Below are 25509 nucleotides of genomic sequence, written 5' to 3'. Positions count from 1 at the left end.
TCAGGGATCGCTGCAGGGTAAGATCACCGATCGTCTTTGAGCAGGAGAGGTGCGCTGAGCGTTTCGAGAAGGGCTTCCGGGATGGAGACAACGGTGGACGATTGTTCCAGCATGAGGTTGACGTGCTCGCAGGCCCCGACATGCCGGAAGTCCGTCCTGAGGGCTACGATCTTCTTTCCTTTCGCAAAGGCATATCCCATCTCCCATGCGGTCCCGGAATCGGCGTCAGCTCCATCGATGACAGCAACAACAATGTCGGCTGCATCAAGAGCTGAAAGGTTGGTGGTAAAGAGCCGGGCCTGCACATCCTTCTCCCTGCCTGCCGAATCATCGCCGGCATCCTGTGGGAGGTGAACGGAGAAGAAGTTCTCCCGCAACAGACCGGCGAGGTAGGCGTTATACGTCCGTTCCGCTGCCGAGAAGAGGGGGGCTGCCAGGTACACCCGGTACCGGGAAAACGTGATTGCATCCATGGCCGGAATCTCCGGGAACCGCGAGAGAAACACCCCTCTTCCCGCACGTTTCGGGGATTCATCGCCCCTGCTGCCGTAATATGTGGTGGTCACCCCGCAGGTGGGAGAAGAGTTAACGCCGATGATGCACAGGGGCGGGCCATTTTCCCGGATGATCTCCTTCACCTCTGTTTCGAGATCATCAAGCAGCCGCAAAAATGCCGGGCTGTCCAGTCGTTCCAGGAATGTGCCGGGCTGGCGGGCTGGCCCGAGGTAAAGCGTCTCCGGGCAGGGCAGCGGGATCATCCGGATCCCGAATTCTTTGCACCGGGCCTGCGTGCGCCGGAACGCTTCGATGTCCGAGGGTTTCGTGATCCCTTCGGCACGGAGGCCCGGGTTGAGGATGCAGGGGCTGCAGAGCACGTACATTATTTAGAGTGTTGACACGCACAGATGATCAATGATACCCCTGTATGCCTTCCGGGACAACAGCTGCGATCCCCGGAAATGCACGGTCAAGAAACTGGAGCGGGCCGGGTTTCTCAAAATCTTCCAGAAACTCCAGCAGGTCCCGAGGAATACCCTCATACTCGATCCCACGGCAGAACGGGCGCTCTCCCCCGCAGACCGGTTCGTAAAATCTCTTACAGTGCTGGACTGCTCCTGGGAGGTTCTCGATACCGGCGCAATCAGTTCGTGGAGGATACGGCGGGCCCTCCCCTTCCTGATGGCAGCCAATCCTGTCAATTTCGGCAAACCCTGCAAGCTCTCTTCGGTCGAGGCGGTTGCAGCGGCACTCTACATCATGGGGGAGAAAGACCGGGCAAAGGAGCTGCTCTCAAAAGTGAACTGGGGCATCCGGTTTCTTGAAGTCAACAAGGAGCCGCTGGAACTCTATGCCTCAGCAAAGGACAGCACGGAAGTGGTGAAGTACCAGGCGCTGTTCATCTGAGGGGCATCCTGTTTTTATGTCCACGTGACCCATGGGCATGCAGCCATCCCGTTTGAGCGGGAAATTATTCAGGGACACTCACCAGCCGTTGTTCCCTGTCAGGCCGTGCAATCGTTTCGCATAGCTTTTTCATTTCCGGCGCAATGTACGATTGTATGATCAAGGTTGCCATAAACGGGTACGGGACCATCGGCAAGCGCGTGGCCGATGCGGTGGCCGCCCAGAAGGACATGAAGGTGATTGGCGTCTCCAAGACCCGGCCGAATGCAGAGGCGTTCGTGGCAAAGCAGCGCGGGTTCCCGCTCTATATTGCAGACATCTCCAAAAAGGAGGCATTCGAGAAGGCCGGGCTCAAAGTTGCCGGCAGCGTGGAGGACATGTGCAAAGCGGCCGATGTTATCGTGGATGCTACGCCGGGAAAAATCGGTGCAACGAACAAGGCCTTGTACGAGAAACTGGGCAAGAAGGCCCTCTGGCAGGGTGGGGAGGAGCACGAACTGGCAGGGTTCTCCTTCAACTCGTCCTGCAACTACAAGGACGCCATCGGCAGGCAGTTCGTCCGGGTGGTCTCGTGCAACACCACGGGCCTGTGCCGGATCATCAATGAAATTGACAAGGAATATGGTGTGAACCATGTCCATGCCATCATGGTCCGCCGTGGATCGGACCCCGGCGAGATCAAGAAGGGGCCCATCGATGCGATTGTCCTCGACCCGGTCAGCGTCCCCAGCCACCATGGGCCGGATGTCCTTTCCGTGCTCCCCCACATCTCCATCACCACCATGGCGATGATCGTCCCGACAACCATGATGCACATGCACGCGATCCAGATGACCACGAAGAAACCGGTTACCAAAGAGCGGGTCATCGAGCTCATCAACAAGCACCCCCGGCTCGGTCTCATCAAGAAGACTGCCGGGCTCAAGAGCACCGCCGAGCTCAAGGAGTTCGCGATGGACCTCGGCCGGCAGCGTTCGGACCTCTGGGAGAACTGCATCTTCGAAGACTCCATTTACGCAAACAAGAACGAGCTCTGCTTCTTCCAGGCCATCCACCAGGAAGCCGATGTTGTTGTGGAGAACGTCGATGCAATCCGCGCAATGATAGGCGGCGAGAAAGATGCAGCAAAGTCCGTTGCAGCCACGAACGCGGCACTCAATTTCAAAACAATCCAGAATAACCATTAACTCCCTTCATAACCCATTCTTTTTGATGGACGCATACGAGCGTGTTACCCGGAACACTGTCGAAGTCGTCACCGACGACGATCTCCGGGCGCTTCTCACAAAACCAGTCAAGCGTGTCTATGCCGGTTACGAGCCGAGCGGGGAGATCCATCTCGGCCACCTTGTCACGATCAACAAACTGGTCGACCTCCAGGCGGCGGGTTTCGAGGTCACCGTGCTGCTCGCCGATCTCCACGCGTTCCTGAACCGGAAGGGGACGATGGAAAAAGTCCGCGAACTGGCCGATTACAACCGGCGCTGTTTCGAGGGGCTGGGCCTTAAGAACGTGAAGTACGTCCTTGGATCCGAGTTCCAGCTCAACCGGGAATACCAGCTGCTGGTGCTCCGGCTCGCGCAGGAGATCACCCTGAACCGGGCAACGCGGAGCATGGACGAGGTCGGCCGTCAGATGGATACACCGACGGTCTCCCAGATGATCTACCCCATCATGCAGGCTGCCGACATTGCGCTGCTGGGTGCCGATGCTGCTGTCGGTGGGATCGACCAGCGGAAGATCCACATGCTTGCCCGGGAGCACCTCATCAACTTCGGGTACAAGGCGCCTGTCTGCATCCATACGCCCATCCTGAACGGGCTGGACGGCAAAAAGATGTCTTCGTCGCAGGGGAACTACATCTCTGTTGCTGATACCGAAGACGAGATCCGGAAGAAATGCCAGAAAGCGTTCTGTCCTCCGGAGATCGCGGAGAACCCGATCCTCCAGATCTTCCAGCACCACGTCTTCCCCCGGCTCCCGGAGATCACTATCAAGCGGCCGGAGAAGTTCGGCGGGGACCGCTCATTCGGCAGCTATGCCGACCTTGAAGCAGCCTATGGGAAAGGAGAGATCCACCCGCTTGACCTCAAGAAGGCCTGCGGGGAATCCCTTGTCGAGATCCTTGCACCCGTCCGTGACTACATCCAGTGAACTGCAGGATCAACGAATACCGGTGGCACCGCGTGAAACGGGAAACCAACATCGATAAAAGACTGGAGCGGTTCGACCAGAAGCTCGAAGAGATGGGCGTCCGTATCAAGGATGCCAATGATCTCAAAGTCCGGGATGATGTCTTCGATGAGATCACTCTCCTTTCCTTGTACAAACTCGTCCACAAGAAATGGCTCTCGGTGCTCGGGGGATCGATCAGCACCGGCAAGGAAGCAAACGTATTCTATGGTGAACGTGACGGGGTTCCTATCGCCATCAAGATCTACCGGATCCGCACGGCGAATTTTACGACCATGAGTTCGTACATTGTCGGGGACAGGAGGTTTTCCCACGTCAAGAAGGCCAAGAAGGAGCTGATCTTTGCCTGGACACGGAAGGAGTTCTCCAATCTTGCCCGGGCACGGGAGGCGGGAGTTGCCGTGCCGGAACCATTCGTCTGGGACCGGAACATCCTCATCATGTCATTCATGGGCGATGGTGAGACACCCTGGCCCCAGATCCGGAACGCGGACCTGCCGGACCCCGCGGATGCCTATGCCCGGATTATCAGGGATATTGATATCCTGTACAACAAGGCTGAGCTGGTCCATGCGGACCTGAGCGAGTTCAATATATTGTACGGAGACCAACCATATCTCATAGACATGGGCCAGTCGGTCACCCGGGATCACCCCCGTGCCCTCCCGTTCCTGATGAGGGACATCAAAAACATCAACCGGTTTTTTAAGAACCGCTGCGAGACCCAGGACGAGGTCGAGATCTTCAATGCCGTGACCGGGTTGAATGTTGCCGAGCCGTGATGCCGGCCCGGATTGCCCTATGAACCACCAGACCGTACAAGGGAGAGATACGCTATGATGCAGGAGATAAAAATCACCGGAAACAGGGTTGGCGTGCTGATCGGAAAGGGCGGCGCCACGAAAAAGGAGCTGGAGGCAAAGACTCACACCACCATCACCATCGACAGCAAGGAGGGGCTTGTCAAGGTCGAAGGGATCGAGGAGGACACCGTCTCGCTCCTCAGGGCTGTTGAGATCGTCAATGCCATCAACCGCGGCTTCTCGCCCGAACGGGCATTCGAGATGATTGAGGATGAGGACCTCCTCCTCGAAGTAATCGACCTTGCCGGCATGGCAGACAACCCCCGCCAGCTCGACCGGCTGAGAGGACGGATTATCGGGAAGGATGGCCGCGCCCGCGAACAGATCGAGGACATGACCGACGTGGAGATCTCGGTCTTCGGCAAGACCGTGGCCCTGATCGGGTACCCCGAGCAGCTCAAGACCGCCCGGGCGGCCGTGGATATGCTCATCGAGGGGGTCCCCCACGAGAATGTCTTTGCGTTCCTTGACCGGAAAAAGAAAGAGGCAAAGCAGGACATGATCAGCTACTATTACTGAGGGGTTTTTCAAAAGCAGATTTTCATATTTATGTATTCCGGTGCATTTCCTGTGGAGAATAATTTGATTTATTGGTTAGATTTCTCTAAAAGAACTGAAATATCGGCTTTTTTCAGTGGAATTAAAGGGGTTATTTTGGAGGTGTGACATGCAGATCAGCGAGATCCCCCTTCCGGAACATCTTAAACAGCAGTACCTGGCAAAGGGCATGCAGGTACTTTACCCGCCCCAGGCAGAATGCGTTGAGCGGGGGATGTTTGAGGGCCGGAACCTGCTCGTCGCCATTCCCACTGCAAGCGGCAAGACGCTGATCGCAGAGATGGCGATGCACAGCCATATTGCCCGTAAAGGCAAGTGCCTCTATATTGTCCCCTTAAAAGCGCTGGCAAGCGAGAAGTACGAGGAGTTCAGTAACAAGGGTGTGCGGGTGGGTATAGCCACCGGTGATTTCGACCGGCGGGACGATATGCTCGGCAACAACGATATTATCGTTGCCACCAGCGAGAAGGTGGACTCCCTCCTGCGCAACAATGCCCGGTGGATTGCCGAAATCACGCTCCTTGTCATCGACGAGGTCCACCTCATCGACTCCTCCCACCGCGGGCCGGTTGTGGAGATGGTCATAGCCAAGATGCGGTACCGGAACCCGGCCATGCAGGTGATCGGGCTCTCGGCAACCATCGGCAATCCCAAGGTCCTTGCCGGGTGGCTGGATGCGGAACTGGTCACCAGCACCTGGCGGCCGGTCGACCTCCGGCAAGGTGTCTTCTGCAATGATCGAATTCACTTCCGAGAGGGGGAGCGCCGGGTCAAGGTTGTTTCGAAAAATTTCGATGACATCAACCTCTGCCTAGATACCATAGCTGAGGGAGGCCAGTGCCTGGTCTTCGTTTCATCGCGCCGTAATGCCGAAGCTTTTGCCAAACGGGCTGCCGGAGCGATCAAGAGCGAGGACCCAGGCCTGAAAGAGCCTGCAAAGGAACTGGAGAGGACCGCGGAGACGGAGATGGGGAAGACGCTTGCCGCCTGCGTTGCAAGGGGGGCGGCATTCCACCATGCCGGGCTCTCCCGCCCGGAACGGGCTGTCGTCGAGGAGGGATTCCGGAAGGGCCTGATCAAGTGCATCTCGTCAACTCCGACACTTGCCGCGGGGCTGAATCTCCCTGCACGCCGGGTGATCATCCGCGATTACCTCCGGTTTGCAGCCGGTGAGGGCATGCAGCCAATCCCCGCGAGCGAGTACCACCAGATGGCCGGAAGGGCCGGCCGGCCCCGGTTGGACCCCTACGGCGAGGCAGTACTCATTGCAAAGGACGAAGGGCAGGTCGAAGAGCTGTTCGAGTATTATATCGACGCCCCGGCAGAAGAGGTCCATTCAAAGATTGCCGAGCCGAACGCGCTCTATACCCATGTGCTCTCCCTCATCGCCTCCGGGTTTGCCGGCACGCGAAACGAGCTCCTCTCCTTCATGGACAGGAGTTTTTACGTCCACGAGCACCGCCAGGGCAGGCTGATGCAGAGGGCAGTCGATACCGCACTGAAATTCCTTGTTGACAATGACATGATCCTTGAGGTCGGCGAACATCTCGGATCCTCGGAATTCGGGACCCTGGTATCAAGGCTGTATATCGATCCCCGAAGCGCCGCCATGATCGTTTCGACCCTCCATAAGGAGAGCGATTATTCCGATCTCGGGCTTCTCCACCTCATCTGCAGCACGCCGGATATGCCCCGGCTCTATGTCCGGAACACGGACCGTGCAGCCCTCGACCGGATGATGGATGAACATGACGGTGAAATCTGGCTCGAAATGCCCGGTGAGGAGGAGGAACAGGAGGAGTATTATCGTGCCCTCAAGACGGCGATGCTCCTTTCGGACTGGGCCGACGAGATGCCGGATGCCCGGATATGCGAGCGCTACTCGGTCGGGCCGGGCGACGTGTACGGTATGGTGGAGAGTGTGAACTGGCTGCTGCATGCCAGCGGGGAGCTCTCACGGATGTTCGCTTTGACCTTCCACCCCAGGATCCGCGAGTACGAGACCTGCATGAAGAACGGGATACGGCGCGAGCTCCTCCCTCTCGTGAAGCTCCGTGGCATCGGGCGTGTCCGTGCCCGCCGGCTCTTCAACAATGGTATTACCTCCCCCGAGGCCGTCCTTGGGGCAGGGATCGAGACGGTGACAAAACTGATCGGCCGGGGTATTGCCGAGCAGGTGTTCGCCCAGCTGGAGAAGCGGGTCCGGGCGACACCTCTGCCGGAAGGTGAGGATAATATGGCGGGGCAGTCAACACTCTCCCGGTTCAGGTGACTGCATGAACGGAGATACCAGGACTTGTGAGATCCGGGCGGCCACGTGCTGGATTGCTGACGTGCCATCCTTTCTCAGCCGGCTCCGGGAAATCGCAAAGCAGTTCAGTACGCACCTCATTTGTTTTAATGCCGATATACTCGCCGGAAAGCGCCATGCAGAGGCAGCGTTGCGTTATGCGGTCCGCTCGTGCAGAAAGGGCGCGGCCATATCCAATACCCTCGAGATGGAGGCTCTGTTGTATGCTGCAGGATCGCGGCAATGCAATGTTGCTGCATCCTTCGGTATCCACGACGGAGAGAATCACCTGTGGGTCTGCTGTTATCCACTCTCCTCGGGGATCTGGGATGCCCTGAGTGCAGACGTTTCATTTACCGACGGGACGGGACAAGATACAATAGATGGGGAAAAACGTGACGGTCTCATGAAAATTTTCGGGATAACCTCCGAAGAGCTTGGCACTCTTGACAACCCGGAAAAAATTGTCGACCTCGTCCTGGAGCGGGTTGCCCTCCTTGAAGTCCAGCGATAGTGGTATCTTGCCGCTTCACGGTCTGTCTTTCTCCTTCATCAGATCATTTTCCCCGGACCGATCCCACTTACAGATTTCCGTGCGAGAGGATATGGGCAATCTCAGGGACGATTAGTTCTGTTGTTGCAAGGGTTACCGCAGGAGTTGATCCGGGAATGCAGAAAACCGCCTTTCCCTTACAGGTGCCGGCTACCGCACGGGAGAGCATCGCTGCCATGCCGATCTGCTGGATGCTCTTCATACGGAAAAACTCGCCAAAACCTTCAATCCGCTTTTCCAGGAGTGGCGAGATCGCCTCTATCGTACAATCATCATGGGTCAGACCGGTTCCTCCATTAAAGATAATGCAGTTCGCCTGTTTCATGGCAAGGTACCAGGCATCCCGGATATTTCCAATCCGGTCGGGAACAATGGTGTAATACGTAACCGGAATATTGTTCTCCCTGAGGATCTGCTCGATAGCTCTTCCGCTGGTATCGATCTCTCGGGTTCTTGTTGTGGAGACCGTGATGATGGCAGCAGAAATTTCAAGAGGCCGGGTATGGGCGTGGTTCATAATACTGTGATGTTATCTGTCCCGGATTAAGAGAATTCTGTAATAGGTTGGAAGATTGACCAATGCTTCCTGTTATTCTTTCATGAGGGGGTTGCTAATAGCCCCCTTTCTTGATTCCCATCCAACAAATAAGCGTCCAGATTTGCAGGGGTATATGTAATTCTCGTGCTTTTTCCTGTTTTTTGAGGGGTTTTGCGTAGGGGTTTACCAGAAACGGTAATTCATTTGTCATCTGTTGTGCTGGTTCTTCGGCAACAGAGACCCCTTTGTTTCTTCTGGAATTGTCTCCGGCAGGTCCGGTCTGTTTCCATGATTCCGGCTGATACTTTGATTCGAATTGAAAGTAAGCCAATATCATTTCATACAATTTATATAGTATTAAAGATATACATAAAAATAGCTATTATTTTGAAAATATCAACAGAGTATCTGTTGATGTTATTTTCATTCCACAGGAAATAAAGGGGTCTCCCCCACTAGCATATTAAACCTTGTGCCGCGTTGCTGGGCAATATCGAAGTGAAAGTCGAAGTCAATAGTGGCAAGGCAACCGTATGTAAAATGAAAAAAAGAAGTCAAAATGATATGCGCATATTTTACCCCTTTTTTAAAAAAAACAGATAATCGTGCGATCTCCATGGGAAATAGAGGGGTTTATAAACGGTCAGACAAACCGATCGTTATTTACTCTCAACCCACTAATCCTCAGCTCCTCAGTGTGACTATGCCGGAAACAGATGACCCCTCAACGGGACTATTCAAAAAATATCTCACCAATAACCGCATTTTCAAGGACCGGGAAGTATTGCGGCACTCCTATCGCCCCCAGATCCTCCCGCACAGGAAACCCCAGATTGATGAGGTTGCCTCGATTCTTGCCCCATCTCTACGAAATGAGACCCCCTCCAATATTCTCATCTATGGAAAGACCGGAACTGGTAAGACCGCTTGTGTCCGGTATGTCGGCTCAGAACTGGAGAAGGCAAGCAGCAAGATGGGGACGCTTTGTAGGATTGTGCACTTGAATTGTGAAGTGATCGACACTCAGTACCGGGTCCTGGCCCAGATCGCCAAATGCCTCGATGTGGTCGATGAGATGTCAAGCGACAAAACCCGGACCCACATCCCGATGACCGGGTGGCCGACCGATCAGGTATACGCAGAACTGAAGAACCAGCTTGAGGCTGGTGGTGGGGTTCTTGTCATCGTCCTGGACGAGATCGATAAACTCGTGAAGAAGAGTGGCGATGACACGCTCTACAATCTCACACGGATCAATGCCGACCTTAAAAGTTCCAAGGTATCTATCATCGGGATCTCCAACGACCTGAGCTTCAAGGACTTCCTGGATCCCCGCGTTCTTTCATCCCTCTCTGAAGAAGAGATTGTATTCCCTCCCTACAACGCACCTCAGCTGGTCGATATCCTTGCCCAGCGTGCCGAACAGGCATTTGTCACCGGAGCAATAGCAGAAGGCGTCATTCCGCTCTGTGCAGCGCTCGCCGCCCAGGAGCATGGCGATGCACGGCGGGCACTCGACCTTTTCCGGATCTCCGGGGAACTCGCCGACCGGGATGAGGAGTCCAAGCAGGTGACGGAAGGGCACGTCAAGCAGGCGCAGGCCAAGATCGAGACGGACAGCATGATCGAATGTATCGCCACACTCCCAACGCAAAGCAAGCTGATTCTCTATTCGATGCTTATCCTGGAACAGCTGGGACAGAATATCTTTACGAGCGGGGAAGTCTCACGTATATACCAGGACATCGCCCCGTCCATCGAGCTCGATGTGCTCACCCACCGGAGGATTACCGACCTGATCTCTGAGCTGAACATGCTCGGCGTTATCAACACCCGGGTCGTGAGCCGCGGGCGGTACGGCAGGACTAAGGAGATGTGGTTCGATGCCAACACGGGCAAAATCCGCGAAGTCGTCCTAAAGGACTCGCGCCTCAATGGACTAAAAGATCTCGATGTCTCCCAGATGGAAGCCAAGTGGCTCAAGACTTGGTTCAGGTGAATTATGACGGATGAAAAGGATCTCGAGCTCCTCCGCATCCTGGAGGAGAACAGCCGGCTGTCGACAGAAGAATTAGCGACCATGACCAGCCTCGCCGCAGCCGAGGTTGCACGCCGTATCGGGGCCCTTGAAGCCGCCCAGGTCATCAAACGCTACTCAACGGTAGTCAACTGGGAAAAAGCCGGAAACGGCGAGGTCTCGGCCATCATCGAGCTGAAAGTGAGCCCCGAGCGTGATTTCGGGTACGATCGTATAGCCGAACGCCTCTCGCGGTTCCGGCAGGTCAGGAGCCTACGCCTTATCACGGGTACGTACGACCTCCAGCTCATTGTAAGCGGTAAAGATATGCAGGAAGTCTCACGGTTTGTCTCCGAGCATGTCGCACCCATGGACCGGATAAGGGAGACAGCAACACACATCATCATGAAGTCGTACAAGGAGAATGGCAATGCGTTCTTTGAACAGCCAGAAACGGAACGACTTCCTTACAGCCCGTGAGGTGCAAGGATGCGGAATTTTGTCTCACAGCGCACGCAGGAGATCCCCCCATCGGGGATAAGGAAGTTCTTCGACCTTGTTCTGACCATGGATGATGTGGTCTCCCTCGGGGTAGGAGAACCGGATTTCAACACCCCTTGGAACATCTGCGAATCGAGTATCTACTCAATTGAACAAGGAGGGACGTCATATACCTCGAACCGCGGGCTCCAGGCCCTTCGGGACACCCTCTCGCAGTATCTAGACCGGCACTATGGCGTGAGCTATGACAGCAATAACGAGATGGTCATCACGACCGGGGTATCAGAAGCGCTCGATATTGCTATCCGGGCGATTACCGATCCGGGTGATGAGATCATCATCTCGCAGCCCAGCTATGTCTCGTATGCACCTTGCGTCACCCTTGCGGGAGGGACACCGGTCCCGCTCCGTTGTATGGAGAAGGATCACTTCAAGATCAACCCGGACACCCTTGCTGAGCTGATAACCCCGAAAACGAAAGCGCTGGTCATAAACTTCCCGAACAACCCGACCGGGGGGGTTATGACGAAGAGCGACCTCATCGCTGTCGCGGACATTATCGCCGACCACGATCTCCTCCTCATCAGCGATGAGGTCTATGCAGAGCTGACCTATGAGGGGAGCCACTGCGTTGCGGCAACGGTTGGCGATCTCTGGGAACGGACGATCACCTTAAACGGATTTTCCAAGGCATATGCCATGACCGGATGGCGGATCGGGTATCTCTGCGCGCCAAAAGAACTCTGCGATGCGGCACTGAAGATCCACCAGTATGTGATGCTCTGCGCACCCGTTATGGGGCAGGTGGGGGCTCTCGAAGCACTCCGGTCGGCTGAGGAGGACAAGAACAGCATGGTAAACGAGTACCGTCTCCGCCGCAACCTGTTCGTGGCCGGACTCAACCGCATCGGCCTTCCCTGCCACGTGCCGGAAGGAGCGTTCTATGCATTCCCGTCTGTTGAGAAAACAGGACTATCTGACACGGAATTTGCCGAGCGCCTCTTAATGGAACAAAAGGTTGCTGTTGTCCCCGGTAGTGTTTTTGGCCCCGGTGGCGAGGGACACCTGCGGTGCGCCTATGCCGTTTCGAGGAAGGACCTTGGTGTGGCGATTGAGCGTATGGACCGGTTCCTCCAGAGTCTGAAATAAGGGAAAGCTTCGCACAACACTCCCCTTTTTTAAAAAAATACTCAATAATCGGACTTCTGTCTCAGGGAATAGTTTATTGGGAAACTCGCACAATACTACATGAAACAGAATGAGTTGTACAATCATCGTTGGTGGATTTTTCGGGGATGAGGGGAAGGGCAAGGTTGTTGCCCATATTGCCCATAAGGACAGACCCACAATCATCTCCCGTGGTGGTGTGGGCCCGAATGCCGGGCACACTGTCCAGGTTGGAACCAAGGAATACGGAGTCCGTATGGTTCCGTCCGGTTTTGTCTATAAAGATGCGAAGCTGTGCATCGGCAGCGGGGTCCTTGTCGACCCCCGGGTCCTGAAACACGAAGTCGAGACACTGGGTGTCAGGGGCCGCGTCTTTGTCGATAAGCGTTGCGGCATCATAACAGAAGACCATATTGCCCGGGACAAGGGGAGTGCTCATTTGGCGAAGAAGATTGGCAGCACTGGATCCGGCTGCGGGCCGGCAAACTCCGACCGGGTCATGCGCACCTCCCCGCAGGCAAAGGATGTTCCAGAACTTGCCGAATACCTGCTTGATGTGCCAAAAGCAATCGACGATGCCCTGAAACAGAAGCAGAACGTGCTTCTCGAAGGCACACAGGGATTTGGAATCTCCCTGTATTATGGGACATACCCCTTCGTGACCAGCAAGGATACTTCAGCATCCCAGATTGCCGCAGACAACGGTGTCGGGCCGACAAGGATCGATGATGTTGTCGTTGTCTTTAAGGCATATCCCACTCGTGTCGGGGAAGGGCCGTTCTCCACCGAGATGCCGGCCGAGAAGTCCGATGCCATGGGAATCCAGGAGTTCGGCACCGTAACCCACCGCAAGCGCCGTATCGGTGGCTGGGATGGCGATATGGCCCGGTACTCGGCCATGATCAACGGGTGTACTCAGGCAGCCATTACCGGGATCGACCGGGTAGACAAGGACTGTTTCGGGATTACTGAATACACGAAGTTGACCAAAAAGGCCAAAGACTTCATCAAGCAGGCCGAGGAAGACATTGGTTGCCCCGTTGCCCTGATCTCCACCGGACCGGAGATTACCCAGATCATTGATATCCGGGATGAACTGAAATGAGACGCTCTTTAATGGATATCCTCTGCTGCCCGGTCTGCAAGGGGGATCTATCTCTTCACATTGATGCAGAAGATGCAAAAGAAGTTCTCGAAGGGACCCTGCACTGCGCTGCCTGCAGGGTGGATTATCCAATCCACGAGGGCATCCCCAACCTCCTGCCTCAGCAGGGTTCGTGATAGAGAAGGTTCCGGCATGACAATCCCCTTCTTTTTTTTAGCACTGATATCTACTACTGACGGGAGTGATGCCGGGCACGAGGTTCATCTGAACCGGAGCAGTATCAACTCCATTGATGTCCCTCGGGATAAGATTGTTGCAGAGCCCGGGGGTCTCCTCCGCATCCGGTTTATGAACCACGGGGCGCCAATTCATATCACGATCACAGCATCCAATGCCGGGGCATTCACCAGTTTCTTTCATGAGAACCTGTACGTTGTTGATGAATCGACTCTTGCAATACCCATCCTCATGGACTGCCCCCCGGGCACGTTCGACCTTGACATCATCTCGGGCTACGGTGTGATGAAAGCACAGATTCCGGTTAGCATCCTGCCCTCGCAGGCATCGCGCCCGACAATCCGTGAGGAATATCCCCTCCAGCCGGTTGCCCACGGCCGGCCTCATCCCCTGATGCTCATGATGGGAGTCGCGCTCTTCCTGTACTGCGCCTGGTTCTATACCGGGATAAAGTTCCTTAATATCGCGGCATTCATCACGCTCATTGTCGGGGCACTCTACACATGGTACCGTCAGCAATAACGCTAGCGGCCCCGGCCCTCTGCGCGGCACTTGTTCTTGACCGGATCATGGGTGATCCGCATTCCCGGTATCATCCGGTCGCCCTTCTTGGATCATTTATAGCATTCTGGGGGAAGCCGGGTTGTTACCCGGCCAGTATCCAGCGTGTTGCAGGAGTCCTGTTCTGGGTGATGACAGTATTCCTGTTTTGCATTCCATTCATCCTCATTTCTCTCTATGCCCCCTGGTACCTGTATCTCCTCTTTGCTCCCGTGCTCCTGAAATTTTGCTTTGCCTGGAGATCTCTTGAGGAACACAGTCTTGCCGTAGTCTCGGCACTAAAGGAGGGCATGGAAAAGGGCCGGAAGAAAGTCAGCCTCCTGGTGTCCCGGGACACTGCTGCCCTTGACCGCGATCATATCCTCTCGGCAGGCTATGAGTCCATGACCGAAAATCTCAACGATAGTATCATCGCCCCCCTCTTCTGGTTTACCATTCTCGGCCTCCCGGGAGCCGCAGCCTGCCGGGCTATCAATACCATGGATGCCATGCTCGGGTACAAGGATGAGCGTGAACGACTCGGGTGGTTTGCTGCACGTATGGATGATATCATGAATTTCATCCCGGCACGGGTAACTGTCCTCCTCCTTTTGGTCTGGTTTGCCGTTAAAGGTACATTACCTAAGGCATGGCAGGTGATGCAGCGCGACGGCCACCTGCGCCCGGGTTTCAATGGTGGTATTATCATGGGAGCCATGGCAGGGGGGACAGGCACCCGGTTTGAAAAACCCGGTATCTATACAATCGGAGACGGTGACCGGACACTTGATGAAGCGGGCGCGGATATCCTGTCAGCGGTCCGGGCGGTGACCGTGATGTATGCAGCTCTTGCCTGCTGTACTCTGTTTTTATGGGCTGTCGTGATCAATAGTATAGGCATATGAAATTAGAAGAGCTGAGGTTTGGCACCGAGCTCCTCAAGCGCGGCTTTGCATCCATGCAGAAAGGGGGCGTGATCATGGATGTCGTCAATGCCGATCAGGCGAAGATAGCCGAAGAGGCAGGCGCAGTTGCGGTCATGTCGCTTGAGCGGGTGCCATCCGATATCAGGAAGGCGGGAGGCGTTGCCCGCATGGCAGATCCCGAGAAGGTCATGGAGATCATCGATGCGGTTTCCATTCCGGTCATGGGCAAGGTCCGCATCGGCCACTTTGTCGAAGCGCAGGTCCTGGAAGTCCTTGGGGTCGACATGATCGATGAGAGCGAGGTCCTGACCCCCGCAGACGAACAATACCATATCGACAAGAAGCAGTTCACGGTCCCCTTCGTCTGCGGCGCCCGCGATCTCGGTGAGGCGCTCCGGAGGATCAATGAGGGTGCGGCCATGATCCGGACCAAGGGAGAGGCCGGTACCGGCAATGTCGTGGAAGCAGTCCGCCATATGAGGACAATCATGGGAGAGATCCGGATGCTCCGCGGACTGGACAAGCAGGAGATGGCCGATTATGCCCGCGAGATTGAAGCTCCCGCGGAACTGGTCTTTGAATGCGCCGAGCGCGGCAGGCTCCCGGTCGTGAACTTCTCCGCAGGCGGTATCGCCACCCCCTCAGACGCGGCGCTCATGATGCAGCTGGGTGCGGACGGTGTCTTTGTTGGGTCCGGCATCTTCAAATCCTCGAACCCGAAGCTGATGGCCAAAGCCATTGTCGAGGCGGTCAACCATTTCGACGATGCAGAAGTGCTCGCAAAGGTCAGCAAAGGCCTTGGCGACGCCATGCCTGGCCTTGATGTCCACAAGCTCTCGGACGCCGAGGTGCTGCAGACCCGTGGACGCTAAGATTGGCGTTCTCGCGCTCCAGGGGAACGTGAGCGAGCATATCGACGCATTCCTCTCAGCGCTCGAACGGATGGGCCACGGCCTCTCTTCTGAAGTGTTCGAAGTGAGGAGCCCGGCCGATCTTGCGGAATGCAACGCCCTTGCCCTGCCGGGCGGAGAATCGACAACCATCTCCCGCCTGATCGACAAGAACGGGCTGTATGAGCCTCTGCGGGCGTTTCCGGGGGGGATCTTTGCAACCTGTGCCGGGATGGTGCTGATGGCCTGCCATGTGGAAGACCCCCGGATCCATCCTCTGGGGCTCATAGATATGGCTGTTGATCGGAACGCGTTTGGCAGGCAGCGAGAATCTTTTGAAGCAGACCTCGCGATAGACGGGCTTAAGGGAGGACCGTTCCATGCCGTTTTCATCCGCGCCCCCGTGGTCAAATCGGCAGGAAACGCTGTTCATATCCTTGCCGAGATCCCGCAGGGTATTGTTGCCGTTGAACAGGGGAGACACCTGGCGCTTTCCTTCCATCCCGAGCTCGGGGAGGATACCCGCCTTCATGAACGGTTCCTGCAGCGGCAGGGGATTGCGATTCTGGTCTCGTGATTGTTGCAGGGCAACATGAACAGATCCGGTACTGGTGCCTGATCGGAAAGTGATTTTACTTTCGCGGTGCTATGCACAAGAGAATATCCACAACAGCACCAGTCTCTTTCAGCTGCAGCCTGTCTGCAATCCAGACTCCCGTACGCTTTAACCCCACCATAAGATCAAGTCAGGGATACCCATGAGTTCACAACCGGTTGTCGACAGTATCCTTTCCGCCCGGTACCTCCGGAAAGGCGAGAAGGATTTTTCTGATATCTGCCGCCGCACAGCAGCGGCCCTTGCTGAAAATAACGAGGAAGAAGCCCGGTTCTTTGAGGCCATGACTTCACTCCGTTTCCTTCCCAATTCCCCCACGCTGATGAATGCAGGAACCGAGCTCGGCCAGCTCTCTGCCTGCTTCACGCTGCCGGTCCCCGACTCCATTGATGGTATTTTTGACGCCATGAAGCAGGGGGCCATCATCCACAAGACCGGCGGCGGGACCGGGTATAACTTCTCCCGTCTCCGCCCCGAAGGTTCCCCCGTCCAGTCAACCGAGGGGGTGGCCTCAGGCCCTGTCTCGTTCATGCGGGTCTTCAACGCAGCAACGGAAGTCATCAAGCAGGGCGGCCGCAGGCGCGGGGCAAACATGGGGATCCTGAATGTCTGGCACCCGGACATTCTTCCTTTCATTACGGCAAAGACAAAAGAGGGTGAGTTTGCCAATTTCAACATCTCCGTGATGGTCAATGACCGGTTCATGGATCTTGTCTCCAAAAAGCAGTTCGATACCGTCTGGCTTACCCATCCCAGAACGGGAGACACGGTAACGGTAGGCCGGATCTGGACAGCCATTGTCGAGGGGATCTGGAAGAATGGCGAACCGGGGATCCTGTTCTTTGATGAGATCAACCGGAGGAATCCGACACCGCAGCTGGGAGAGATCGATACCACAAATCCCTGCGGGGAACAGCCGCTTTTCCCCTACGAGAGCTGTGTCCTCGGGAGCATTAACCTCGCTGCCTGCATGCGGGGTGGTGTGCTTGATGAGCGATTACTTGAGGAGACCGCCCGCATGGGTACGCGCTTCCTTGATCTGGTCATAGATAAGAACACCTTTCCCATCCCGCAGATTGCGGAAGCAACGAAGCGGACACGGAAGATCGGCCTTGGCCTGATGGGAGTTCACGACGCCCTGCTCATGGCCGGCCTGGCATATGACTCTCCTGAGGGGCGGGCATGGTGCGAGCGGGTTATGCAGCTCGTGACCAGTGCCGCTGTTAAAGAATCACGGGAGCTTGCTGCAAAACGCGGACCCTTCCCCTCATGGGAGGGGAGCACCTGGAAGGAATTCCCGGTCAGGAACGCAGCGATGACAACCGTCGCGCCGACCGGTACCATCTCGCTGCTTGCCGGGTGTTCGAGCGGGATCGAACCCATCTTCTCGTTTGCCTACACGCGGAAAAATACTGTTGGCAAGACGTTTGTCATAGTCAACCCGGTCTTCCGGGAGCGCCTTTTAAAGACCCTCTCCACCATGGGCTTTGGTAACGAGGAATTGGAAAAGAAAACAGAGGAAGTCATCACGCATGTGCACGAGAAAGGGACCGTCCAGGACCTTCTCTGGCTCCTGACGGATTTCCGGAGCCTGTGCAAAACAGCCCTGGATATCGGCTGGAAAGACCATATCCTGATGCAGGCAGCACTCCAGAAACACGTACATGCCTCCATCAGCAAGACCATCAACATGCCGGCATCAGCAACGCGGGATGACTGTGCCGAGGCGCTCCTGATGGCCTGGACACTGAAACTCAAGGGTATCACCATCTACCGGACCGGGAGCCGAGAGGATGTAGTTCTTTCCCTGAAAGAGAACGTTACTGCACCAGCCGCACCTGCAGCCCTTCCTGCAGGGAGGAATGTACCAGAAAAGATCCCTGCGCTCTCCATTGACAGGCCAAAAGAGCTATCAGGACGGACCTACCTTTGCCAGTCCGGCTGCTGCCGTCTTTACGTCACCGTCAACCTCATGGATGGAAAACCGATGGAGGTCTTTATCAGGACGGTCGGGAGCGGGGGCTGCGAGGCCAACAGTAGCGCCCTTGGCCGCGCTATCAGCACCGGCCTCCAGAACGGGGTTCCGTACAACAAGTTCGTCAAGCAGTTTGCCAAGGTCAACTGCGTTGTGGCCATCAAGAATCCGTCATCGGAAGGCCATTCGTGTGCGGATGTTGTCGGGCGCTGCATCGAGCTCTCGGCAAAGAACCAGAGCATCACGACCTTAAAGGACTGGGATATCCGTGAGGTGGGAAAGACGAATCCCTGCCCGGACTGCGGCGAGCCACTGGACTTCGGTGAGGGCTGCAATAAGGGGATCTGCAAGCACTGCGGCTGGACCGGGTGCAGCTGAGATTACCCGTCCTGTTATACACGATTACCAGAACTCCGGTCATCTTCTCAAAATATATGGGGAAAGAAACACTCCTTTCTCCATGTCATATGGGAAGACCCTCCTTTTCATCTACAATGCCGATAGTGGCATACTGCCGGGATTGAAGGAGTATTCCTCGAAGGCTGGCATAGCGCACGAACGGAATTTCTGCAACCTGACGGCAATAACCAGTACCCCGATCGGCATGAAGAAAGACTGGAAACGGTTCGTCAGGGACCTGAACATACCCACCCGGTTCCTGAACCGGAATGAATTCATCTCTGAGATCGGGGCAGGGCTCATCACGTTCCCGGCTATCCTTGTCCAGATGGGAAAAGATTTCCTGATTGTTGCCAGCAGCGAAGAGATCAACAGGTGCACGAGTCTTGATGATCTGATCAGTCTTGTGCGGCAGCGATCGCTGGAGATTCCATAACTACAAGATGGATTATCTCTTCCAGTCCTTTTTCATGGCCTCCGAGTGCATCTCCTGCGGCATGAGCTCGATGGCATACCGGAGTGCAGTCCGGGGCATCCGTTGCTTGTTCTTTATGACATAGGCAAAGATTTCCCCGGTATGCTTCCGGCTCGCCTCTTTCAGGAGCCACCCATACCCCTTCTGCACCATGTCATCTGAATCGGTCAGCAGCAGATCGGCAATTTCCATGGACTCTTGGAGAAAATTTCCATGCTTTGCCGGGATGATGAGGGATACTGCCGCTGCACGGCGCATCCACCGGTTATCGGACTGTGTCCAGCGTTTCAGTTCAGTAACAGAGTCCGGGAATTGCTCAACGAACTCTCCCAGCGTATGATTGCAGAAACCGTCACAAGACGCCCAGTTGGTGATGTATGTATCGATCCAGTGCCGGAAAACAATCAGGTCGCTCCGTTCGTACTGCCCTGAGAGGGCGTGCGCCCATTCGGAGACGATGAAGGACTCTTCCATATACCCTGAGCGGTAGAGTTCCTCGCACAGGGAGAAGATCTCCGGTTTTGGCCGGCTCTTTACATCTTTCCAGTATTTCTTTGCCAGTGCGATCACCGCAGCCGTTTTCGTACCATAACAGCGGATCTCCTCTTTGAAGAACCGCTTTGATGTCTCCTTTATTGCAGGGTCGGCAATATTCTCAAGATCGTCCCGTATCCGGGTGATGACCGGGTCCATACAAGTGTGTTGCGGGAATCATGGATAAGGGACACGGTATGCGGGGAGTGAATGTGATGCATTCCCTCAAGACTGTCAGGGAAATTCATTGTAAAGACGAGACAAAAAAAAGACAAGACATTCACTGTGATACAGCTATCCCCGGAGCCGTGATCTCTTCCGCGGTAATTTTTTCGAGCGCTTCCGCGATGAATATCTTGACGAACGCATTGTCGCTGTTGTAGGCCTGCTGCAGGGCATGCGCTGCTCGTGGACCTCCAATTTTTCCCAGTGCTGATGCTGTGACCCAGCGTATATCCTGGTCCTCGTCCATCAGTGTCCGGGTGAGATAATCGACAGAGCTTTTACTCCCGATCTTCCCCAGAGCGTCAACGGCAAAGAACCGCACCCATTTGTCCTCGTCACGTAAGGCATGATGCAGGTATTCAAGTGCCGGTTCTCCGGATGTTCCCAGGGTAACGACGGATTTCCACCGCTCAGGGCGCACCCGGTCCTTTAAATCCAGTAGTGCCTGTTCCATAATACACTCCTCCTCCCAATTGGGACAGTTGCAGCATCACTGTCAGGTACCTATCAAAATTTGCCAATGGATGTTGCAGATCAGGTCTGCATGGCAACAGGCATTTGCCGTCTCCGTCATAAGAGATAGTTTGTCGGCAGAAAGGTGGTTTTCGCAAGAAACAGACCCTTGTGGTAACTATACCGGTACCTTTGATAGCAACCAGAGCAGAAATGATGATGCCAAGAGTTATCGAAACCGGTACTCCCCTTTTGGTACAACCATGTCGAACCGGGCCCCACACTCCGGGTTCCCGTTCTCGGATATACTGATCCCGGTGATAGAGAGGATTTCTGAAGACAGGAAGAGGCCAAGGCCCGTGTGTTTCCCGTACCCTCTCTCAAAGAGCCGCTTCTTCTCCTCTGTCGGGATCCCGGCTCCATTATTCTCGCACGTGAGGATCAGTCCGCTATCTGTTTCACGTGAGGAGATCCGGATCCAGGTCAGTTGTACTCCCCCGTACTGGAGGGCATTATCGATCAGGTTGTAGAAGACCTTACTCAGGAGCGGATCTGCATATACATCAAGATCCGGCCGTTCGATCTCAACTCGGGTTCCTCTGAGTGGCAGTAAAGCCACAGCTTGGGAGATGACTGCATCAACATTCTGCCACGTGGGAGCGTTGACACCCATCTCTTCATAATCCTTCGTGAATTCCAGCTGGCGGTTGATTGTTTCCACGACCGTGTCCGCCTTTTCCAGGGATTCCGTCAGATATACCGGTTTTTCAGAATTGAGCCGGGCCAGTTCCAGGTATCCTGATAACGCCTGGAGCTGGTTGCGGATATCATGCCGCGTGATGCCCGAGAGCAGGTTCAGTTTCGCGTTCGTGTGGAGGAGGGCAGATTCGGCATGTTTCCGCTGCGTGATATCATCATAAATGGTGACAAAATGATCCGGCTTCGGGCTGAACACTGAACACCTGAACCACTTGGCAAGCTTCCGGAACCGGATCTCGAAACGTTCCGGTGTTCCGGTTGATGTGACTCGTGAAAAAGCCTCCAGCAGTTCCGGGTGTTCGACTTGGATTTCAGGAAAGATCTCCCGGTTCCATTTCCCGGTGATCTCCTCTTTCCCGCAGGTCTGCTTGAATGAAGCATTGGCATCGAGATACAACCAGTCGAATGGCTTTCCCGTGTTGTCAGGGATCAGCCTGCAGTACGCTGCGCTCTCCAGCATGTTCTCGAAAAGCGAACGGTACTTGACCTCGCTCTCTTCCAGCTCGGTCCGGGAACGGATCATGTTCAGCATCAGGAAAAACCCTGTCACAAGAATATCGGCAATGATAGCGACGATGAAGAACCCGGTATTGAACGCATCGGTGCTGAAAAGCGTGTACTGTGCGGGGATTAGCAACCAGGCAATTATACGGGCTGTCAGAAACACAACAGGTACTGTCAGGGTGGCAGCAAAGAGATACCGGATAATGCGGTTTTCCTTCTGGCGTGACAGGATGGCGGGAGCCGCTGCAATAATAAGAGCAGGTGCGATAAAGACAGCTAATATGACAGCCCGCCATACCATGGAATCGAGAATGAATGTGAAATACCCATAGAGGAGGAGAATCGGAAGGATGAGAAGGTAGTACTGGGCCGGCATTGACCGGGACCAGAAAAACCTCCTGATAGCATCGATGCGCAGGAAGATGGCAAGCATACTGAACGCATTGGCAAGGATTATGGTGAAGAGTGCAGGGCCCGCCCCCTGCAACATGAAGAGGAGATATGCAACTGACTGAAAGAGCATGCCGAGGGACCAGAGTGCAAGACCCTCATACGTCTTCTGGGTCTTCCAGTAGACTAGGATCATGAGCGCGAGAAACGCGTTTATCAGGCATATCAGCAAAAAGATGGTCCTGAGATCCGGTGCCCACATTCTCATGCTCCAGGCCCGGTATCACGCTGCCGGGCATCAGCGTCATTATTCCGTGGGGTAATTTTTCTTATTATAATATGAATATTTATCGCCGCCCATATGATGGGAATCGGTGGACATAAATTTTTATCCAGCCAATAATCCTGAAGGATCCGCAACCCAGATGTATTCGGTATTATATGTCGATGATGAACCCGCTCTTCTTGATATCGGCAGGATTTATCTCGAAAAGTCCGGTCATTTCCACGTCGATGTGGCAGAATCGGTCGATGAAGCGATAACAAAGCTCGAAGCCCGACCCTACGATGCCATCGTATCGGATTACCAGATGGCGGATACCGACGGGATCCAGTTTCTCCGGATCATCCGCAAGCAGTACCGGGACATCCCGTTCATCCTCTTCACGGGGAGGGGCCGCGAGGAAGTTGTGATCGAAGCCCTCAACAGCGGGGCAGATTTTTACCTCCAGAAGGGAGGGGAACCAAAATCCCAGTTTGCCGAACTGGATTACAAGATTCTGGCTGCGATAGATCGCAGGCGGGTTCACAATGAACTCAAGGACTCACGAAAGCAGCTTGCAGACCTGATCAATTTCCTGCCGGATGCGACCTATGCCATCGATATGAAAGGCCATGTCATTGTCTGGAACCGGATGATGGAGGAGCTGACTGGCATCCCTCCCGCGGCGGTCCTGGGAAAAGGGAATATTCCCTCGCCCATCCCCCTGTACGGGAACCATGGTCACGCTCTTGCAGACTGTATCGTCCGGGCAGAGGAGGAGCCGGAGAAAGCATATCCGGATCTGCGGCGGAGCGGGGACCGGCTGATTGTCGAGACATATTCTCCGCCCCGCCCGGATGAGAAAGGTGGCTATTTCTGGCTCACGGCATCTCCCCTCTACGATTCCGGAGGCAGGATTGTCGGTGCTATTGAATCTGTCCGCGATATCACGCAGAGAAAAGAGACGGAGAAGAAACTGAAGCGCGCCCATGATGAGCTGAACATCACCTATGAGCACCTTGCAGCAACCGAGGAGGAACTCCGGCAGAACTATGAAGAGCTTGCAAAGAGTCAGGTTGAACTGCACTCAGCATACGAGCAGCTGGCTGCGACCGAAGAGGAGCTCCGGCAGAACTACGAGGAACTGGCAAAAAGCCAAGAAGACCTTATCCGGAGCGAGGAGCGGTACCGGAATGTCGTCGAGGACCAGACCGAGTTCATCTGCCGGTTTACCCCTGACGGGAAGCTGACCTTTGTGAACGAGGCCTACTGCCGGTATTTTGGCCTTGACCGGCAGATGTGCATTGGTTGCCATCATCCCGTGATCGTCCCTGCGGAAGATGCCCAGCGGATTAAAGAAGAGCTGAAAAAGGTCACAAGAGAGAATCCCGTTGTCATCATTGACAACCGGATCATCATGTCTTCCGGTGAAATTCGATGGCAGCGCTGGAGTGATCGCGCCATCTTCGATACCAATGGCAGGATTATTGAATTCCAGTCTGTGGGCAGGGACATCACAGAAAGCAAGCGGATCAAGCAGGCATTGCAGGAATCGAACCGGAAGCTGAACCTACTCTCGAACATCACGCGCCACGACATCCTCAACCAGCTGACCGTGCTCCTTGGAGCACTAGGGCTCCTTGAACTGGAGATCGCAAATCCCGAGCAGCGCCGGCTCATTTCCAAAGCAATCCAGTCAAGCGAGATCATCAGGAGCCAGATCTCGTTCACCCAGCAGTACCAGGACATCGGGGTGCACAAGCCCCGGTGGCAGAACCTTCATGCCGCGGTCACGACGGTATGCATGGATGAAGGGTATTGCATTGTTGACATCGATGACTCCCTGCTTTCCTGTGAGGTCTATGCCGATCCCCTGCTGAGGACGGTCTTTGCCAATCTCTTCGAGAATGCCGAGATGCACGGGGGGAAAATGACCATGATACGAGTCATGGGCCAAGAGACCCCGTACGGGTATACCATCGTTGTTGAAGATGATGGCGATGGCATTCACAACGGCGACAAGCAGCGGATCTTCCAGAAGGGTGTGGGAAAGCATACCGGGCTTGGCCTGTTCCTCGTGCAGGAGGCACTCGGGATCACGGGCCTTACTATCCGTGAGGTAGGCGAGTATGGCAGGGGCGCCCGGTTCGAGATCCTGGTCCCCAAGGGATCATTCAGGATCTCTGCTGCCAGCCATTCCCGCCATTATTCCGCTCCCCCTCTTTAACCTCAGTAACCGCCCACGACAGTACGGTAGGTTTCCTGCCGATCAGTGCACGGCCCGGTGGGTCTCCATATCGATTGGGATCTGGAGTTCGGTGAGGAGCTCCTCATCAGGAACAGTATCCGGGTCCTAAAGATACACCTCCCGGTGGTAACTACACGCAACGAACTCCCGCTCTTCGGCATAAGCGCCGATCCGGCTCCACGCCTCGTGCAGCTTCGTGTACGATCCTTTGTGGATAAGCGAAAGGCATTTCCCTCCCATGAGGGTTGTGACTTCCATTTCTGGATCGGTGAGGACAATCCGTCAGGTTACCGGAGCTGCACATTCCATGGTGGCATCCTTTTCACGGTACTCGCTGTCATAATAGAGCGTCATGAACGGCCCCGTAACCTTCACGTTCTGGTTCTCTTCCGAGAGGATCTGGCTGCAGAGTGCCGGCATGAGCCGGGAGATCGTTTTTCCATACGGGCCGGTACCTCTCTTTCCCACAATCCGCTGGGAGGCTACTTCCTTGATAACTGGTTCAGTGAGTGACATGTAGATCAGCTCCAGCGAGGCCTCCTCGGTTTCGAGGATAACCTCAATCTGTTGTAACCGTTTGACCTCGGACCGGATTTCCTTGCGGCGCCTCTCGAAGAGCCGCCGGATGGTGGCCGTATCCCGCCGCTCCTTTGCGTCAAGGAGTATTTCGATCTCGTGTAACGGGAATCCCAGACCACAGAGCGTCTTTATAGACACGCCTCGCGCAATCTGGGCTCCGGAATAATACCGGTAGCCGGAACAGAGGTCTTTTGCCTTCGGCACAAGCAGCCCTCGCTCATCATAGAGGCGAAGCGCTTTCTGGCTGAGCAGGGTGATGAGAGAGAACCTGCCAATAGGAATCCGGTCATATGCCATGGTTACGATAC

General features: G+C 55.2%; 25 protein-coding genes and 1 pseudogene. 19 read left to right on the top strand and 7 right to left on the bottom strand.

The genetic code is table 11. From position 1 onward, the window contains the following. Positions 1-23 precede the first annotated feature (23 nt). Complete coding sequence (locus METFOR_RS00945) at positions 24-881, bottom strand: nucleoside 2-deoxyribosyltransferase (protein ID WP_015284234.1); 858 nt, start codon at positions 879-881, stop codon at positions 24-26. A 31-nt stretch (positions 882-912) separates the two neighbouring features. Here METFOR_RS00945 and METFOR_RS00940 point away from each other — a divergent pair, with 31 nt between their 5' ends. The 7 genes from METFOR_RS00940 to cgi121 all read left to right on the top strand — a co-directional run bounded on the left by METFOR_RS00940 (position 913) and on the right by cgi121 (position 7822). Continuing rightward, on the top strand, positions 913-1404 hold the full coding sequence (locus METFOR_RS00940) for a DUF367 family protein (protein ID WP_015284233.1): 492 nt from the start codon (positions 913-915) through the stop codon (positions 1402-1404). 155 nt (positions 1405-1559) lie between these two features. Next, on the top strand, positions 1560-2591 hold the full coding sequence (locus METFOR_RS00935) for a type II glyceraldehyde-3-phosphate dehydrogenase (RefSeq protein WP_048110724.1): 1032 nt from the start codon (positions 1560-1562) through the stop codon (positions 2589-2591). 25 nt (positions 2592-2616) lie between these two features. Then, positions 2617-3558, top strand: coding sequence for a tyrosine--tRNA ligase (locus tag METFOR_RS00930; RefSeq protein ID WP_015284231.1), 942 nt, complete (start codon positions 2617-2619; stop codon positions 3556-3558). After that, positions 3555-4379, top strand: a complete 825-nt coding sequence (locus tag METFOR_RS00925; protein ID WP_015284230.1) for a serine protein kinase RIO — start codon at positions 3555-3557, stop codon at positions 4377-4379. Before METFOR_RS00930 ends, METFOR_RS00925 begins: the two co-directional genes overlap by 4 nt. Before the next feature lie 54 nt (positions 4380-4433). After that, complete coding sequence (locus METFOR_RS00920; protein ID WP_015284229.1) at positions 4434-4979, top strand: KH domain-containing protein; 546 nt, start codon at positions 4434-4436, stop codon at positions 4977-4979. Between the two features lie 148 nt (positions 4980-5127). Beyond that, complete coding sequence (locus METFOR_RS00915) at positions 5128-7290, top strand: ATP-dependent DNA helicase (protein ID WP_015284228.1); 2163 nt, start codon at positions 5128-5130, stop codon at positions 7288-7290. Positions 7291-7294: 4 nt separating this feature from the next. Further along, complete coding sequence (cgi121, locus tag METFOR_RS00910) at positions 7295-7822, top strand: KEOPS complex subunit Cgi121 (protein WP_015284227.1); 528 nt, start codon at positions 7295-7297, stop codon at positions 7820-7822. Positions 7823-7889: 67 nt separating this feature from the next. Here the strand turns inward: cgi121 and METFOR_RS00905 are convergent, their stop codons facing one another. Further along, positions 7890-8378, bottom strand: coding sequence for a MogA/MoaB family molybdenum cofactor biosynthesis protein (locus tag METFOR_RS00905; protein WP_015284226.1), 489 nt, complete (start codon positions 8376-8378; stop codon positions 7890-7892). 94 nt (positions 8379-8472) lie between these two features. Next, complete coding sequence (locus tag METFOR_RS15195; protein ID WP_015284225.1) at positions 8473-8736, bottom strand: hypothetical protein; 264 nt, start codon at positions 8734-8736, stop codon at positions 8473-8475. 366 nt (positions 8737-9102) lie between these two features. Here METFOR_RS15195 and METFOR_RS00900 point away from each other — a divergent pair, with 366 nt between their 5' ends. The 11 genes from METFOR_RS00900 (at position 9103) to METFOR_RS00850 (ending at position 19208) form a co-directional block, all read left to right on the top strand. Beyond that, positions 9103-10398, top strand: coding sequence for an ORC1-type DNA replication protein (locus tag METFOR_RS00900; RefSeq protein WP_048110723.1), 1296 nt, complete (start codon positions 9103-9105; stop codon positions 10396-10398). Positions 10399-10401: 3 nt separating this feature from the next. Continuing rightward, positions 10402-10896 (top strand): Lrp/AsnC family transcriptional regulator, encoded by a 495-nt coding sequence (locus METFOR_RS00895; protein WP_015284223.1) that lies wholly within the window; start codon positions 10402-10404, stop codon positions 10894-10896. Positions 10897-10905: 9 nt separating this feature from the next. Beyond that, positions 10906-12066, top strand: coding sequence for an aminotransferase class I/II-fold pyridoxal phosphate-dependent enzyme (locus tag METFOR_RS00890; RefSeq protein ID WP_015284222.1), 1161 nt, complete (start codon positions 10906-10908; stop codon positions 12064-12066). 109 nt (positions 12067-12175) lie between these two features. Next, positions 12176-13189 (top strand): adenylosuccinate synthetase, encoded by a 1014-nt coding sequence (locus tag METFOR_RS00885; protein ID WP_015284221.1) that lies wholly within the window; start codon positions 12176-12178, stop codon positions 13187-13189. Beyond that, positions 13186-13365, top strand: a complete 180-nt coding sequence (locus tag METFOR_RS00880) for a methytransferase partner Trm112 (RefSeq protein WP_048110722.1) — start codon at positions 13186-13188, stop codon at positions 13363-13365. Before METFOR_RS00885 ends, METFOR_RS00880 begins: the two co-directional genes overlap by 4 nt. A 16-nt stretch (positions 13366-13381) precedes the next feature. Further along, positions 13382-13948, top strand: coding sequence for a DUF7524 family protein (locus METFOR_RS00875; RefSeq protein ID WP_015284219.1), 567 nt, complete (start codon positions 13382-13384; stop codon positions 13946-13948). After that, the gene (gene cbiB / locus METFOR_RS00870) at positions 13930-14871 is read left to right on the top strand and encodes an adenosylcobinamide-phosphate synthase CbiB (protein ID WP_015284218.1); all 942 of its coding nucleotides are present in this window, start codon (positions 13930-13932) and stop codon (positions 14869-14871) included. Before METFOR_RS00875 ends, cbiB begins: the two co-directional genes overlap by 19 nt. Further along, positions 14868-15764: a pyridoxal 5'-phosphate synthase lyase subunit PdxS gene (pdxS, locus tag METFOR_RS00865; RefSeq protein ID WP_015284217.1), complete on the top strand. Its 897-nt coding sequence runs from the start codon at positions 14868-14870 to the stop codon at positions 15762-15764. The genes cbiB and pdxS overlap by 4 nt, the downstream gene beginning before the upstream one ends. Next, the gene (gene pdxT / locus METFOR_RS00860) at positions 15754-16359 is read left to right on the top strand and encodes a pyridoxal 5'-phosphate synthase glutaminase subunit PdxT (RefSeq protein WP_015284216.1); all 606 of its coding nucleotides are present in this window, start codon (positions 15754-15756) and stop codon (positions 16357-16359) included. Before pdxS ends, pdxT begins: the two co-directional genes overlap by 11 nt. Positions 16360-16540: 181 nt before the next feature. Continuing rightward, positions 16541-18751, top strand: a complete 2211-nt coding sequence (locus tag METFOR_RS00855; RefSeq protein ID WP_015284215.1) for an adenosylcobalamin-dependent ribonucleoside-diphosphate reductase — start codon at positions 16541-16543, stop codon at positions 18749-18751. Positions 18752-18833: 82 nt separating this feature from the next. Beyond that, positions 18834-19208: a hypothetical protein gene (locus tag METFOR_RS00850; protein ID WP_015284214.1), complete on the top strand. Its 375-nt coding sequence runs from the start codon at positions 18834-18836 to the stop codon at positions 19206-19208. A gap of 12 nt (positions 19209-19220) precedes the next feature. Here METFOR_RS00850 and METFOR_RS00845 read toward each other — a convergent pair whose 3' ends face one another. From METFOR_RS00845 to METFOR_RS14320, 3 genes are all read right to left on the bottom strand, one after another. Beyond that, positions 19221-19940: a DNA alkylation repair protein gene (locus tag METFOR_RS00845; RefSeq protein WP_015284213.1), complete on the bottom strand. Its 720-nt coding sequence runs from the start codon at positions 19938-19940 to the stop codon at positions 19221-19223. A gap of 121 nt (positions 19941-20061) precedes the next feature. Further along, positions 20062-20460, bottom strand: coding sequence for a HEAT repeat domain-containing protein (locus METFOR_RS00840; protein WP_015284212.1), 399 nt, complete (start codon positions 20458-20460; stop codon positions 20062-20064). Between the two features lie 228 nt (positions 20461-20688). After that, the gene (locus METFOR_RS14320) at positions 20689-22374 is read right to left on the bottom strand and encodes a sensor histidine kinase (RefSeq protein WP_015284211.1); all 1686 of its coding nucleotides are present in this window, start codon (positions 22372-22374) and stop codon (positions 20689-20691) included. Positions 22375-22537: 163 nt separating this feature from the next. On the opposite strand from METFOR_RS14320, the gene METFOR_RS14315 reads away from it, so the two are divergent. Next, positions 22538-24601, top strand: coding sequence for a hybrid sensor histidine kinase/response regulator (locus METFOR_RS14315; protein ID WP_015284210.1), 2064 nt, complete (start codon positions 22538-22540; stop codon positions 24599-24601). Positions 24602-24727: 126 nt separating this feature from the next. On the opposite strand, the pseudogene METFOR_RS00825 reads toward METFOR_RS14315, so the two are convergent. Next, a pseudogene (locus METFOR_RS00825) lies at positions 24728-25498 on the bottom strand (MerR family transcriptional regulator). Positions 25499-25509: the final 11 nt, after the last annotated feature.

Origin of the sequence: Methanoregula formicica SMSP (assembly GCF_000327485.1) — an archaeon.
GTDB lineage: Archaea > Halobacteriota > Methanomicrobia > Methanomicrobiales > Methanospirillaceae > Methanoregula > Methanoregula formicica.
Note: the sequence above shows the minus strand (reverse complement) of the source record. Positions and strands in the feature narration are given on the sequence as shown.